Here is a 14,872-nt window from a genome sequence, read left to right on the forward strand (position 1 = left end):
TGGGTCCTGGAATTTAGTGCTAAATTTGAAAGGGGCTTTTTTATGTCTGAAAAACTTACGGAAGTGCTAAACATTCAGATCGCGAACTGGAGTCTTCTGTTCACCAAACTGCATAACTATCATTGGTATGTCAAAGGTCCGCAGTTCTTCACTTTGCATTTGAAGTTTGAAGAACTATACACGGAAGCTGCGCTTCATGTAGACAATCTTGCCGAGCGTCTGCTGGCATTAGGCGGCAGCCCTGTAGCGACTTTGCATGGAGTTCTTGAAACCGCAACGGTAAAAGATGCAGTCGGTGACGAGAGCGCTACGGAGATGGTCCGCACGATTGTAGCCGATTTTGGAACTATTGTTGATGAGCTTAAAGAAGGGATGAGCATCGCTAATCGTGAAGACGATGAGACAACCGGTGATATGCTCTTGGCCATTCATTACTCACTTGAAAAGCATGTATGGATGTTGAAATCATTTTTAGGGTAATCGAGATCCGTTGTCTAATCTGCTATGTTATCCGCAAAAGCCTGGGGGAATCCCAGGCTTTTTTAATCGGAACAAAATGGATTGCTCGTGCCAAAGATATAGTAAATTCGCTATGCAAGTATAGAAAAAAGGGAATGGTTCGCTCGAACTCTTTTCTCTATGATTTGAATGAGGAGTATGTTCAGTTATTAGCATGATCGATAAATCAAACAGAAGGAGTTGGGGGAAATGGGTAATATCGCAATGAAAACAGGAGGGATCCATCATATTACTTGTTTCGTGAAGAATGCGCAGAGAAATGTAGATTTTTACGCCGGAGTTCTGGGTCTTCGTCTTGTAAAAAAAACAATTAACTTTGATGCACCTGAAGTATACCATTTGTACTTCGGCAACGAAAAAGGCAGCCCTGGAACCATTATTACGTTCTTTCCGCACGAATTTTCTAGTAAGGGCCGCATTGGAGGAGGACAAGTAGGTACAACAACATACGTAGTGCCAACAGGTGCACTTGATTTTTGGAAAGCACGCCTCACCGCATTCGATATTTCCTTCACGGAAAGTGCCCGTTTTTCCGAAAGCTATATCGAATTTTTAGATGTTGACGGTCTGCAGCTAGAGATTGTTGAACGGGAAGACGGTGCTCTCAATACGTGGTCATCCGGAGGTATTCCAACGGATAAGGCGATCAAAGGATTTGGGGGCGCGGTGCTATACAGCACGGTATCGACAGAGACCATGCAGGTACTTGAGGACGTCTTAGGTCTTCAAAAAGTAGGGCAGGATGGCGGCTTTATTCGCTATAAGGCTGAAGGGGACATCGGCAACCTCATTGACGTAAATGCGGAGCCCATGGAATGGGGGATCCCCGGTGCTGGCACCGTTCACCATATTGCGTGGCGAGCCAAGGATTTCGAAGACCATGAAGCTTGGAGAAGCCATGTGGAAAGAAGCGGTTTTCATCCTACGCCAATTATTGACCGACAGTATTTCCATGCCATCTATTTTCGCGAGCACGGCGGCATTTTGTTCGAAATCGCGACGGATCCGCCAGGGTTCGCGAATGATGAGCATGAAGATCATCTGGGCGAGGTATTAATGCTGCCAACATGGTTTGAAAACAGCCGTGCCGAAATCGAAAGGAACCTGCCCCCTATTCAAGTGCAGGAACTCAAGTCAATTAAGCAATGAAACACAATTTTCTTCACTCAAATAGGAGGGTATCATGAGTAAAATTGCAATATTTGGATTTGGGAGAATCGGCCGGCAATTACTTAGAGTAGCACTTCAGGAGAAGCTCTTTGTACCTTATTCGATCTCTGATATAAAAGATGAATCTATGCTTGCGGCTCTTTTTGAAGTGGATACGAATTATAAACGTTGGCCTGAAGAGGTCCTCGGCCGAGAAGGGGCTATCATCATAGGCGGCCGTGAAATCCGGTATTTGAATTCGTCCAATGAAGTGCCTAATTGGGGAGAACTAGGCGTTGAGTTGGTGGTTGACTGTACGGGACGTGCCGTAACCAGACCCGTCGCACAATTGCATTTGGATCGCGGCGCCAAGCGTGTGCTTGTCAGCGGGCCAAGCAAAAGTCTCGAAGACTGCGACGCCGTTTTGCTTAAAGGAATTAATCTCAGCAGCTTCGATCCGGAGAAGCATAAAATTATTAGTATGGCCAGCTGTACAACCAATGCGCTGGCACCTGTAGTGAAATTAGTTAGAGAAAATTACGGCATTAAATACGGCCTCTTTTCCACGGTTCATTCTTATACCAATACACAATCATTAACCGATCAGCCTATGAGGGATCGGCGGGATTCTTGGGCAGCAGCAGAAAATATCATCCCGTCATCCTCGGGAGCGGCGAAGGCTCTCAAGTTTATTTGGAGCGATCTCCAAATTACCGGAAAGGCATACCGAATTCCGACCCGCACAGGCAGCATTGCGGAGCTTAATCTGATAACAGAGAAATCATGCTCCGTTCAAGAGATCAATGAAATGTTCCGCCTTGCCGCGAGTGAAGGGGAACTTAAGGGAGTTCTGGATGTTTTGGAGGGTGAATGGGCCTCTTCCCGTATTGTAGGGGATTCTCATTCCTCTATTATTGATCTGCCATTAACGCAGGTGCAGGGAGAGCTTTTATCCGTAGCTGCTTGGTATGATAATGAGTGGGGTTACGCTTCCCGGCTAGCCGAAGTTGCTGCTTTTCTTGTCGCACAATAATTGGTTTGGAGCATTATATTACGCAAAAAAGAGCAGTTACTCCGGCTATCACTAGCCGCCAGTAACTGCTCTTTGTTTAATGAAGGGATTTATTAAGCCAGCTCTGTAACTCTTAAACCAAGTCCCTCGGCAACCGCATTTCCCCATTCAGGGTCCGCTTTATAAAAATGGGCGATTTGACGAAGCTTTATCTCTTCCTTCTCAACCGGTTTCATTGCGTTCACAATGTTATTGATCAAGCGCCGTCGCTCTTCTGCATGAAGTAACCGGTACAAGTCACCAGGTTGGGTGTAATGATCATTATGGTCATAAGGGACGCTGTCGGCTGAACCGGATACTTCAAACGAGGCTGTCTTGTATGCTTCAGATTCAATTGCTCCGCCGTAACTATTCGGTTCATAATATACGGCATTTCCCCCGTTGCGATCATAACGCATTTGACCATCACGCTGGTTATTATTCACTTCGGCGACAGGTTTATTAATAGGAAGCGTGTTGTGATTGGTGCCCACCCGATAGCGATGTGCATCGGCATAGGCGAACAAACGACCTTGAAGCATTTTATCAGGAGAAGCCTCAATACCAGGGACGAATGCTCCGGGTGAAAAAGCGGCTTGTTCCACCTCGGCGAAATAATTTTCCGGATTACGATCAAGTACCATGCGTCCAACCTCGATAAGAGGATAGTCTTTTTGCGACCAAACCTTTGTTACATCAAATGGGTCGAAACGATACGTATTCGCATCTTCCAGCGGCATCATTTGAACATACAACTTCCATGCGGGGAAGTTTTCTTTTTCTATGGCATGAAACAAATCCTCCATGTGATAATCCGGGTTCTCACCGGCCAGTTTGGCAGCTAGTTCGACATCCAGATTTTTTACTCCCTGCTCCGTTCTGAAATGATATTTTACCCAAACCCCTTGTCCACTTGCATTGACCCACTTAAACGTGTGGCTTCCATAACCATGCATGTGACGGAATGTAGCAGGTATGCCGCGATCAGACATCAGGATGGATACCTGGTGCAAGGACTCGGGAGACAGGGACCAGAAATCCCATACTGCGTTAGGGTTTTTCAGATGAGTTTGAGGGTGTCGTTTCTGCGTATGAATGAAATCTGGAAATTTAATGGCATCCCGTATGAAGAAGACAGGAGTGTTGTTTCCTACCAAGTCGTAGTTTCCTTCTTCGGTGTAAAACTTTACGGCGAAACCTCGAGGGTCACGTACGGTATCTGCAGAGCCGAGTTCGCCTGCAACGGTGGAGAAACGTACAAACACGGGCGTGCGTTTACCAACCTCGGACAAGAAATTGGCTTTTGTATAGGAAGATACATCATGGGTGACTTCAAAATATCCGTGAGCCCCGGCGCCTTTGGCATGAACTACACGTTCAGGGACTCGTTCGCGATTGAAATGAGCAAGCTTTTCAAGAAGATGAACGTCTTGAATGAGCGTTGGACCTCGAGAGCCGGCAGTCATGGAATTCTGGTTATCTCCAACTGGAGCTCCCCAACTTGTCGTTATTTGGCCATTCTTGATTTCCAAATTAATGCCTCCAATATATTAAATTAGTACAACCTAATAGGGTGGTGTCAGAAACATCTTAATATCCATTTTGGGCATCCATCAATATGGATCTATCTATATTTGACATAGCTATCGTTTATATCTTTCTTTATAAAGTCAGCGCAACAATAGGTGTGAAGCGGGTATTAACCATAGATATTAGAAAGTCCTATGACAGATATAAACAAAGGCATATTGATAGATTTAAATGGGAGGAATTAAGCTATTACCATCACAAGGAGGGGATAACGTGTTTCGTATAACATGGGTTTTCGGCATTATTGTTGCATATGTCATATTGCTAACAGCATGCGGAGCTAGTAAAAATGAAGAAGTTCAATCGGGATCTGGTGAAGGGTCAGAAACAATTGCGAATGAAGTCGTTATCACGGCAAAGAACTGGGAGTTTGATAAAGCTGAGTATCGAATTAAAAAAGGGGAAGCCGTTAAGCTAACTTTAGAGTCGGGCTCTGGCGTACACGGCATTGCATTTGAAGACCTTGAAATCAAAGAACTTCGCTCCGGTGATTCCAAGGTTGTGACAATAAATGAGGCGGGTACGTATGAATTCTCCTGTAATATAATGTGCGGCTCAGGCCACGCCAATATGAAGGCTAAACTGATAGTTGAATAAAATAGCTGTAACTTGCTTGGAAAATAGATCAATAGTGAGGTTTATTTGAAAATGATAACAGTGAAAGAACGGAATGGAATGACAGAAATTCCAAACGTACAGCATGTTAAAACTATGAATAACTTTGAATATGAACTAAATAATACCTTGTCCGGGAGTGAACTATCTGAACGGTTAACCCGATTGGCCGAACTTTTAAGAAATGGAGAAAAGTATTCTTTCAACTTGCGGATAAAAGGACAAGGCATTTAATATCACTAAATCCGATTTGGATTCGGGAAAAATAATCATAACAAAAAACACGCCTAATTTCAGGCGTGTTTTTTGTATTTGGTGGAGCCAAAAGTATTCTGCACTTCACTTTTTTCGCCGAAAACGGCTTCCGGGAAAATCGCATAGTGCTTGCCGGTGGGTGGAAAATGGTGAAGCAGCCGAAAAAATCCCGTTGAGCACGGGGGATGCCGCGTTTATTCTTATTCTGCCAACATTAGATGAAAGGAGTGTGGAGATGGGCGTTTTCTCGAAAGACAAAGATACGTTTATGGACAATGGAAAACCTGTCCGTCTGCTCTCCGGGGCGATGCATTATTTTCGGATTATTCCCGAGTATTGGCGGGACCGGCTGCTGAAGCTGAAAGCTTGCGGGCTGAATACTGTCGAAACGTATATCGCCTGGAATGTTCATGAACCAAAGGAAGGCGAGTTTCGATTCGATGGCATGGCCGACGTCTGCGCCTACATCGAGCTTGCGGGCAGCCTTGGCCTTCATGTCATCGTTCGTCCGAGTCCGTATATTTGCGCGGAGTTTGAATTCGGCGGATTACCTGCGTGGCTGCTAGCCGATTCCGATATGCAGCTTAGATGCAGCCATCCGGCGTTTCTGCGGAAGGTCGATGCGTATTATGACACACTCATTCCACGGCTATTGCAGCTGTTGTCCACGAACGGTGGTCCGATCATCGCCGTTCAGATCGAGAACGAATACGGCAGCTATGGCAATGACGCGAAGTACCTTGATTATCTGAAGCAAGCGTTGATTACGCGTGGAGTAGATACGCTGCTCTTTACTTCCGACGGACCGACAGACGCTCTGCTGCAAGGCGGTTCCGTCCCTGGCGTACTCGCAACGGCCAATTTCGGCTCGCATCCTACATCGTCCTTCGCCAAGTTGCAGGAGTATCAGCCGGACGGGCCGATCATGTGCATGGAGTATTGGAACGGCTGGTTCGACCATTGGGGTAAGCCGCATCATACGCGCGATGCCGCAGACGCCGCGGCTGTCCTCGAGGAGATGCTGTCGCTAGGCGCGTCGGTCAACTTCTATATGTTCCACGGCGGTACGAATTTTGGCTTTTATAACGGCGCGAATTGCCAGGAGCCGAATTTGTACGAGCCAACGATTACGAGCTACGACTACGACGCGCTGCTCGACGAGACAGGGCAGCCGACGGAGAAATATTTCGCTGCGCGTGATGTGATCGCCCGGTACACGGAGATGGCGAATTTGCCAGAGCTGCCGGCGCTGGCGCCTAGGCAAGCCTATGGCCGCGTCGAGCTGATAGAGCAGGCGGCCTTGTTCGGACAATTAGAAGCGCTCTCCGATCCTGTTCAGGTAGTTGCGCCGCTGCCAATGGAAAAGTTCGGACAGCAGTACGGCTTTATTTTGTATTCGACGAGAGTTTCCGGTCCAAGGCCGGAGGAGCGGCTGTTCATTCAAGAGGTTCGTGACAGGGCGCTCATCTTCGTAGACGGTGAGTACAAAGGCACGATCGAGCGGTCGCAGACGGTCCAATCGCTGCCGATTGCCATAACGCCGGGAGGCGCGAGGCTCGATATTCTAGTGGAGAACATGGGCAGGATCAACTACGGCCCTTACCTTAAAGATGCGAAGGGCATCACCGAAGGGGTGCGCCTCGGCTTCCAGTTTCTATTCGACTGGACAGTCCGGCCCTTGCCGCTTGCTGATTTGGCGAGGCTTAGCTACGACTGCCGGCAGTCGGCCTCCCAGGAGGGACCGCTCTTCTGCAGAGGAACGTTCCGCGCCGAAGCATGCGCCGATACATTCATTGACATGCAGGGCTGGACGAAAGGCGTCGTCTTCATCAACGGGTTCAATCTTGGCCGCTATTGGGAGCGAGGGCCGCAGCGGACATTATACGTACCTGCGCCGCTCCTGCGCACCGGCGACAATGAAATCGTCATTTTCGAGCTGCACCAAACACGGGAGTCCACGGTCGTCTTGACCGATGCGCCAATACTGGATTCCCTTGCAAACGATACGAGGAGGAATTAGCAATGAGCGAAGAGATGAAAGAAGCTGTACACGAGGTAGAGAACGGAGTCCACAATTACAGCAGTGAAACCGATTGGGTGAAGCCGGAGAACCCGGTGACGCTGGAACGGCTGGAATGGTTCAAGGATCAGAAGCTGGCTTTGATGATGCACTGGGGGCCATATTCTCAGATCGGCATGGTTGAATCGTGGATTCTGAGCGACGAGGACGGCGACTGGGCCAGAAACGACGTTGATTGGACGAATGATTATGAAGAAATGAAACGTGAATATTTCGATCTGGGCAAGACGTTTAATCCGATCCGCTTCGAGCCGGAGAAATGGGCGGAAGCGGCGGCTGAAGGCGGCTTCAAATATCTAATCTTTACGACCAAGCACCATGATGGCTTCTGTATGTGGGATACAAAAACGACGGATTACCGCATCACCGGAAGCGAGACACCATTCCATACGCACCGTTATGCTGACATATGCAAAAACCTCTTCGACGCGTTCCGTGACAAGGGACTAGCGATTTCTGCTTACTTCTCCAAAGCGGACTGGCACACGCCGACTTATTGGGCGCCAGACACAGAACGCGGCACGCATACGTGGCGTGGACCGTCGTACAATCCGAAGGAGAATCCGGAGCTGTGGGAGAAATTCGTGTCATTCACGCATGAACAAATTATGGAGCTGCTGACCAACTACGGCCGAATCGATATTTTATGGCTTGATGCCGGTTGGGTAAGAGAAGGCGGCCGAGTCAGCCAGGACATCCGTCTCGGCGAAGTCGTAGAGCGCGCACGTCAGACGCAGCCGTGGCTGCTCTCGGCCGACCGCACCGTCGGCGGCCCATACGAGAATTACGTCACGCCGGAGCAGACCATTCCAGAGCGTCCACTGAACGTACCGTGGGAGAGCTGTATTACGCTCGGAACTTCGTTCTCCTTCGGGTTCGATGACCGCTATAAATCCGCGCGGCAATTGGTAAACATCTTGATGGAGGTCGTCGCCAAGGGCGGCAATCTGGCCTTGAACGTTGGCCCGCAGCCGGACGGCAGATTGCCGAAGGGCGCACTCAGAAGCATGAAAGAGCTCGGCGCCTGGATGAAGGTGCATGGCGAAGCCGTGTACGGCACTCGCATTTGCGCACCGTACTTCACAGGTGAGTGCGCCTTCACGCGCAAAGGCGAGACGGTCTACTGCACGTACTTGTACGCAAGCGAGGATACGCCGGTTAATGCGACGATTTCCGTTCCGTACTCGGATGAGGTTTCGAAGGTCGAGCTAGTTGGCACTGATGAGCCTGTTGCGTTCACGCGCAGCGGCGAGGGAATGAACTTGCGGCTTCCGGCGAGTCAATTGAAAGGTGGCAAAGCGCCGATTGCGCATGTGTTCCGCTTGCTTCCTTAAGATAGGAACAGCGATGGTAGAGTGGCTGACGCATATCGTGTAAAATTAATTTTTTAAAGCTATCATGACAGGTAGCTCCGACAAATGGCGGGCGAGGGGAGGGATAACATGAATAGCAGTTGGTTTCGTAAATTACTTCTATCGTATCTTCCCGTGTTCGTTGTGGTCGTTACGATCCTGTTCGTCGTGTTCTTCCAATCGCTGAGCGAGCAGAATCGTAAGCAAGCGGTTAAAGCCAATGAGTTCTTGGCGGAGCAAGCCATAAGGATTACGGACAATTCCCTGAAGGCGCTCGATTATCAAATTTTGCGCGCTACGCTGTCATCCAGCGAACTGAAGCGATTCTTTGGGACGAACAGCAACGATGTATACGGCAGTATCCAGGCAAATAAGCTGATGGATGACTGGAAGCTGAATTACGCTATTATCGACTCGGCCTATTTGATTCGCTTGAAGGATCAGTTTATCCTGGGCGACGGATCGGCGCAGCAGTCGAAGTTTCTGGATCAATCGTTCATTCAGCCCTATATTGAGCAGCGCGTGCCGCTTGGCGAATGGTCGGGAAAAAGGAGCTTCAAGCCATACACAACGTCGGTGCCATCTGATGTCATCACGTACGTACAGGGGTACCCACAGTTTTCGACGGTGAAGCAAGGGTTCGTCGTCGTCAACGTCAGCTTGGCGAAGCTGAAGCAGACGATTGCGCCGATGTACAATCCGAATGTGACCTTCGTTCAGTTCAACGACAGCCAAGGAGGCATACTGATGAACGATGGCGACAAGCTGCTTAACAAACGAGGTATTCTGGGCAATTACGTCTCCACGTATACTGGCTGGAAAGCTGAAAGCGGTCTGGCAAGCGGCACACTGTCCGAGATTGCGCTAGACTTCTACAGCGCTTGGGTCATTATCGCGTTTGCCGTCGTACTGCTTGGCGTCATTTGGGTCGTTCATATTACGCGCCGCAATTACAAGCCGGTCAGCCAGCTCGTATCACTAATCCGGACGAGTGCGTTAATTAAGCCTGATACCGACATGGGTTTGCCCAGCAGCAACGAGTTCGGCTTCATCCAAGGTGCGCTGGAGCAGCTGATGGAGGAAACGACAAAGACGCGGCAGAAGAACAAGGAAACGATTATTTTGCAGAAGAAACACCGGTTCCAAGAGGTGGTCGAGGGGGCTGTCCCGATTCGCGAGACGGAGTGGCAGACGGATCTGCTCGCTTTTCACATCCAGCCAGCGGGCACTTTGGCCTTCATGCTGGAGCTGGAAATCGACCGTTATGCACAGTTTATCAAGCGCTACCAGCACCAGGATCAATCGATGCTCAAATTCGTTGTCTCCAGCGTCACGCAGGAAATCGCTACGATGAGCGGCGCTTCGGTGTGGGCGGAATGGATTGCGGACCGCAGGATGTCTGCAATTGTTTGGGTGCCTGACGACTCGGAGGGCGCGGCGTTAAGCGTGTTGATCGGGGAGCAGATCGTGGAGTGGGTGCGCGGCAATTTGAGCTTCTCCGTCACGATCGGCGTGCACGGCATGGCGTGCAATCTCGAGGAAATAAGACGATCGCACGAAATCGCGCGTGACCTGCTGCATTACAAAGCCGTGCTCGGGATGGGGCGGTTGCTTGACGCAGCGGAGCTGGAAAGAGCGAAGTTCCGCTCCCATGATTTTTTCGGCACCATTCAAGCGCTGGCGCAGGCGATTCGGCTTGCCGAGGGTGGATGGCGGAAGCCGATGGACGAGCTGTTCAGCCAGATGACGGATGCTGTCTCATCGCGTAAGGAAATCGAGAGCTTTATGCAGTTTCTCCACCAGCAGCTGAAACGGATGTTTATGGAGCTGCCCAAAGATTATCGCAATGTGTGGAAAGATACTAGCACGGAATTGCTGGAGCTGCTGGCCGATTGGGAGACGTTGGACGAATTGAAGCAGGGCTGCACGCTCATCTTCGAGGCGGCGGCCGCCAAGCTGACGGTCTTGAAAGATTCGCAGCGTACGCGGGCCGTTATCGGGGATATCCGGTCGTACATTGAAGATAATTATCCAAATCCGGAGCTGTCGCTCGATCATTTGAGCGATAAGTTCGCCATCAGCGCGAAGAACATCAGTAAGCTGTTTAAGGAGGAATCCGGCTGCAACTTCGTCGATTTCCTAATTGGGCTGCGGATGGACAAAGCGAAGCTGCTACTGCTGTCGACGGATCAGTCACTCCAGGAAATCAGCGGGGAAGTCGGTTATTTTAATTATAATTCCTTTAATCGTGCATTTAAGAACGTAGCAGGCATGTCACCAAGCGATTATCGCAAACAGCAGGCGGTACGGTAAATGGATTAAACCTTGAGTCTGCCGAAGTTGTCGGCAGACTCAAGGTTTTTTTGTTTGTTGCCCGACTGGACCAGCGAAAATCATGCATTGTAGAAAAATGTGGAGCCCGCATTTTTCACCGCCCACTATGCGCCAGGACAGCGCTCCGACGAAAATTGCATGCTCGCAGAATCTTACGAATTGCCGCTTCTTGAGGCGGCGGGCTAGAATCAGGCTATCGAACCGAGCGGGGCTTGGCAGGAAACATAATGCGGCCCGTCGCTTCGGATCATAAACGGATTCTGATAGAAGGAGTAATGCGGATGGTTCAAACCACATGGATGAGAATGAAGCGAAGTTGGGAGCTGTATCTCCTTGTCCTTCTGCCGGTGCTGTATCTAATCATATTTCAGTACATTCCGATGTTCGGGGTAATTATCGCCTTCAAAGATTTCAATATCATCAAAGGCATCTTGGGTAGCCCGTGGGTAGGCTTCAAACATTTTACCGACCTGTTCCAATCGCCGAACTTCCCGCTGTTAATTAAGAATACATTGCTGATCAGCCTGTATTCCTTGCTGGCGGGCTTCCCGATTCCGATTTTCCTGGCGCTGGCGTTAAACGAAATCCGGACGGGCTTCTTCAAGAAATCCGTACAGATGATCACGTATGCCCCCCATTTCATTTCGACCGTCGTTATGGTGTCGATCATTATCTTGATGCTTTCGCCACATGTTGGCGTAGTGGATCGGTTGTTCACGTTCTTCGGCTGGTCGGACACGAACTTCATGGGCGAGCCGAAATTGTTCAAATCGATTTACGTGTGGTCTGGTGTGTGGCAAGAAATGGGATACGCTTCTATTATCTATATCGCTGCTTTAGCCGGCGTCGATCCTTCGCTCTACGAAGCGGCGCGCATGGACGGAGCGTCCCGAATTAAGAAAATTCTCCATATCGATTTACCTTCCTTGCTTCCAATTGCCATTACCATGCTGATCCTGAGTTTGGGCAGCGTGATGGGGGTCGGCTTTGAGAAAATCTACTTGATGCAAAATTCGCTCAACGTGAGCACGTCAGAGGTTATTTCTACCTATGTCTATAAGGTCGGTCTCCTCGGCGCCAACTTCAGCTTCTCTTCTGCGGTGGGATTGTTCAATTCCATTATCAATTTGGTGCTTCTCGTCAGCGTTAATGCTATTGCTCGTAAAGTTTCAGAAAATAGTCTGTGGTAGAAAGGCGGCCGTCTATGTTGACCAAATCAAAAATCCGGGAACCGTTCGGCGACCGCGTCTTGCTCGTCACGATTTATGTTCTACTCGGCGCACTTACGCTGACGGTGCTTTACCCGCTGCTTTATATTCTCAGCTCGTCCCTCAGCTCTCCTAACGCCGTGGTATCTGGGCAAGTATGGCTGTATCCGGTAGAGTTCTCGCTCAAAGCTTATAAGTCGATTTTCCAAAGCTCGCAGTTAATGCTCGGTTACTATAATAGTATCGTTTACACGGTTGTTGGTACTTTCATCAACGTTTCGTTTACCGTATTGATGGCCTTCCCGCTGTCGCAGCGTATGATGGCAGGCCGCAAGTACATCATGATTCTGATGATGATCACGATGTTCTTCAGCGGTGGACTTATTCCAACCTATTTGTTGGTGAAAAATTTGCATCTGCTTGATACACGCTGGGCGTTGTGGCTTCCAAGCGCATTCTCGGTCTTCCAGGTCATTATCGCCAGAACCTTCTTCATGTCGTCGATTCCGACTGAATTGCAAGAGGCTGCGCAAATGGACGGCTGTCGGGATACGCGATATCTATGGAGCATTGTGCTGCCGCTGTCGAAGCCCATTCTCGCGGTTATGACATTGATGTACGCGGTAGGACATTGGAATGCTTACTTCGATGCCCTCATTTACTTGAGATCCGAGCATCTGTTCCCGCTGCAATATGTTCTTCGAAATATGTTGATTCTGAACGCAGCCGATCCGGAGATGTTAGCGAATACGGCTCAGAAGCTGCGGGATCAAGGCTTCGAGCAAGTGCTGAAATACGCGCTGATCGTCGTAGCTTGCGTACCTGTGCTCATTATGTACCCTTTTGTGCAAAAGCATTTCGTGAAAGGCGTCATGATCGGTTCCCTGAAAGGCTGATTTATGATGGAGGTTAATCTCGTAAATTCTAGGTGGAGGTGAGGCGGCAGGCGATTTAGCGCATTAACGGGACATGGCAGGGGGAGTCGTCCAAGCTGACGTTTGGGTGGCACAAGAGAACTTATACATTCCAAGGAGGAATCAATGCTATGAAAAAGTCCATCTGGGTATCGCTTATGCTTGTCATGATCATCAGCAGTTTTGTGCTCTCCGCATGTGGAAGTCAAGAAAACAATAACGGTTCGAATAGCGCGAATACGGAAGCTTCCGGCACGAACGCAGCGGACAAGCCGGCCAAGACGATCAATATCGGATTCTTCGCTCCGCAAGGGAAGGCGCCGCTCGAAGATAACGACTATACCAAATATATCGAACAGAAATTCAACGTCAACATTAAGTGGGATCTTGCGCCAACGGATGCGCTGGTGGACCGCAGACAGCTGCTGCTTGCGAGCGGCGACTATCCGGAAGTATTCCTGGAAGGCAAATTCACGAACTCTGATCTCATGACGTACGGCAAGCAAGGCGTACTCGTGCCGCTGAACGATCTGATCGACAAATACGCGCCGAATCTGAAAAAAATGATGGACGAGAAGCCGTATTTGAAAGAAGCGATGACGGCGCCAGACGGCAACATTTACGGTATTCCGCGCTTCAACGAATGCTACCACTGCACATTCTCGCAGAAATATTGGATCAACCAAGAATGGCTTGACAAGGTCGGCCTCAAAGTTCCGACCACAACAGACGAGCTCTACACCGTGCTGAAAGCGTTCAAGACGCAAGATCCAAACGGCAACGGCAAAGCGGATGAAATTCCGCTGACTGGCGCACCGAACAAATACGTATGGAACGGCAACATCGACTCGTTCCTGATGAATTCATTCATTTATAACGATAATGACAAGTACTTAACCATTGCGGACGGCAAAGTTGATTTTGCCGCGAACAAGCCGGAATGGAAGGAAGGCCTGGCGTACATGCACAAGCTGTACAGCGAAGGCTTGATCGACAAGGCATCCTTCACGCAGAACGATCAAGCGGTCGCCCAGCTCGGCAATCGCGAAGGCGACGAGGTCGTAGGCTCCATCACGACGGCGCTGCTCAGCTACCTGGTCGATACGTATGACGACACGAAACCACGGGCCAAGCATTGGGTCATTGTTCCGCCACTGAAAGGACCGGAAGGTGTTCAGCTTGCAGGCATGTCGCAGGGCTTTGGCGAATTCGCAATGGCCATTACGAACAAAGCAAGCGAAGAGCAGCAAATCGCAGCGATCAAAATCGCCGATTACGCATTTACCGAAGAAGGTGCATTGTACAGCGAATACGGTCTGAAAGAAGGCATTGGCTGGAATAAAGCGAAGGCGGATGAGAAGAACATCGAAGGTCAGCCTGCGAAATATAGCTTTGCCAACCTGGCGAAGGCTGACCCTAACGTCGTTCGTAATGACAGCTGGTCGCTGCTTGGACCAAAGGATCTGTCGAAGAGCTTCCGTGACCTGTTTGCGACAGCGCAAGATCCGCTCACTGGCGCAGGCTACGAGAAGCGTCTTGCAGACGCAACAAGCACGTATGCTCCATATGCACCAAAAGAATCCTACCCATCCAGCGCATTCGTCCGTCCTGAGGATACGGATACAATGGCGCAGCTGGCAACATCCATTAAAGATTATGTACAGTCCAATATGGCGCAATTCATTATCGGCGATAAGAACCTCGATAAGGATTGGGATTCCTATTTGAAAGGGTTTGATGGTTTAAACCTGCCGCAGTACATCAAGATTTATCAATTAGCGATTGAGAAAAATTAAGACAAAGAT

11 protein-coding genes are annotated in these 14,872 nt (G+C 49.5%); 10 read left to right on the plus strand and 1 reads right to left on the minus strand.

The features are described 5' to 3' along the window. Window positions 1–42 precede the first annotated feature (42 nt). From BM200_RS15600 to BM200_RS15610, 3 genes are all read left to right on the plus strand, one after another. Window positions 43–480: a Dps family protein gene (locus BM200_RS15600; protein ID WP_091187144.1), complete on the plus strand. Its 438-nt coding sequence runs from the start codon at window positions 43–45 to the stop codon at window positions 478–480. Between the two features lie 237 nt (window positions 481–717). Continuing rightward, on the plus strand, window positions 718–1,668 hold the full coding sequence (locus BM200_RS15605; protein ID WP_091187909.1) for a ring-cleaving dioxygenase: 951 nt from the start codon (window positions 718–720) through the stop codon (window positions 1,666–1,668). A gap of 34 nt (window positions 1,669–1,702) precedes the next feature. Continuing rightward, entirely contained in the window at window positions 1,703–2,701 is a 999-nt protein-coding gene (locus tag BM200_RS15610) for a type I glyceraldehyde-3-phosphate dehydrogenase (RefSeq protein ID WP_091187147.1), read from the plus strand. A 92-nt stretch (window positions 2,702–2,793) separates the two neighbouring features. Here the strand turns inward: BM200_RS15610 and katA are convergent, their stop codons facing one another. Then, window positions 2,794–4,245, minus strand: a complete 1,452-nt coding sequence (gene katA / locus BM200_RS15615; RefSeq protein ID WP_091187910.1) for a catalase KatA — start codon at window positions 4,243–4,245, stop codon at window positions 2,794–2,796. A 277-nt stretch (window positions 4,246–4,522) separates the two neighbouring features. Between katA and BM200_RS15620 the strand changes: the two genes are divergently transcribed. The 7 genes from BM200_RS15620 to BM200_RS15650 all read left to right on the plus strand — a co-directional run bounded on the left by BM200_RS15620 (window position 4,523) and on the right by BM200_RS15650 (window position 14,863). Continuing rightward, a complete protein-coding gene (locus tag BM200_RS15620; RefSeq protein WP_175532884.1) occupies window positions 4,523–4,906 on the plus strand; it encodes a cupredoxin domain-containing protein in 384 nt (127 codons plus the stop codon). A gap of 508 nt (window positions 4,907–5,414) precedes the next feature. Beyond that, on the plus strand, window positions 5,415–7,199 hold the full coding sequence (locus BM200_RS15625; RefSeq protein WP_091187153.1) for a glycoside hydrolase family 35 protein: 1,785 nt from the start codon (window positions 5,415–5,417) through the stop codon (window positions 7,197–7,199). A gap of 2 nt (window positions 7,200–7,201) precedes the next feature. Beyond that, on the plus strand, window positions 7,202–8,593 hold the full coding sequence (locus tag BM200_RS15630; RefSeq protein ID WP_091187154.1) for an alpha-L-fucosidase: 1,392 nt from the start codon (window positions 7,202–7,204) through the stop codon (window positions 8,591–8,593). Window positions 8,594–8,701: 108 nt separating this feature from the next. After that, complete coding sequence (locus BM200_RS15635; RefSeq protein WP_175532885.1) at window positions 8,702–10,924, plus strand: helix-turn-helix domain-containing protein; 2,223 nt, start codon at window positions 8,702–8,704, stop codon at window positions 10,922–10,924. A gap of 302 nt (window positions 10,925–11,226) precedes the next feature. Beyond that, the gene (locus BM200_RS15640) at window positions 11,227–12,135 is read left to right on the plus strand and encodes an ABC transporter permease (RefSeq protein WP_245773039.1); all 909 of its coding nucleotides are present in this window, start codon (window positions 11,227–11,229) and stop codon (window positions 12,133–12,135) included. Window positions 12,136–12,149: 14 nt separating this feature from the next. Beyond that, on the plus strand, window positions 12,150–13,049 hold the full coding sequence (locus BM200_RS15645; protein ID WP_091187161.1) for a carbohydrate ABC transporter permease: 900 nt from the start codon (window positions 12,150–12,152) through the stop codon (window positions 13,047–13,049). Window positions 13,050–13,198: 149 nt separating this feature from the next. Next, on the plus strand, window positions 13,199–14,863 hold the full coding sequence (locus BM200_RS15650) for a type 2 periplasmic-binding domain-containing protein (protein ID WP_091187162.1): 1,665 nt from the start codon (window positions 13,199–13,201) through the stop codon (window positions 14,861–14,863). The last annotated feature ends 9 nt before the right edge of the window (window positions 14,864–14,872 follow it).

Origin of the sequence: Paenibacillus catalpae, assembly GCF_900112695.1 — a bacterium.
GTDB lineage: Bacteria > Bacillota > Bacilli > Paenibacillales > Paenibacillaceae > Pristimantibacillus > Pristimantibacillus catalpae.